The sequence below is a fragment of the Pelotalea chapellei genome (assembly GCF_018531195.1).
Lineage (GTDB): Bacteria > Desulfobacterota > Desulfuromonadia > Geobacterales > Pseudopelobacteraceae > Pelotalea > Pelotalea chapellei.
In genome coordinates this window covers 1-498 of the sequence record NZ_JAHDYS010000043.1, presented here as the reverse complement: position 1 = coordinate 498, position 498 = coordinate 1, and the positions used below count along the sequence as shown (strand labels likewise).

The following is a 498-nucleotide window of genomic DNA, read 5'->3' as shown; positions in this document are numbered from 1 at the left end:
AGGAGGGCCTGTAATCATGGCGAAAGCTAAATTTGAGCGTAACAAACCACATGTAAACATTGGCACGATTGGTCACGTTGACCACGGCAAGACCACTCTTACTGCTGCCATTACTAAGGTACTGGCCGGCAAGGGTCAGGCTGAATTCAAGGCTTTCGATCAGATCGACAACGCCCCTGAAGAAAGAGAGCGTGGTATCACTATCGCTACCGCTCACGTTGAATATGAGACCGACAAACGTCACTATGCACATGTTGACTGTCCGGGCCATGCTGACTATGTTAAAAACATGATCACTGGTGCTGCCCAGATGGACGGTGCGATTCTGGTTGTCTCCGCTGCTGACGGCCCTATGCCCCAAACACGTGAGCACATCTTGCTCGCTCGTCAGGTTGGCGTTCCCTACATTGTTGTATTCCTCAATAAGGCAGATATGGTTGATGACGCTGAATTGCTCGAGTTAGTCGAACTCGAAATTCGCGAACTTCTTTCCAGCTA

1 protein-coding gene is annotated in these 498 nt (G+C 49.8%); it reads left to right on the top strand.

The features are described from left to right. Positions 1-16: 16 nt before the first annotated feature. Positions 17-498, top strand: a 482-nt coding sequence (locus KJB30_RS17845; protein WP_214301723.1) for a GTP-binding protein, incomplete at its 3' end; no start/stop codon positions are given.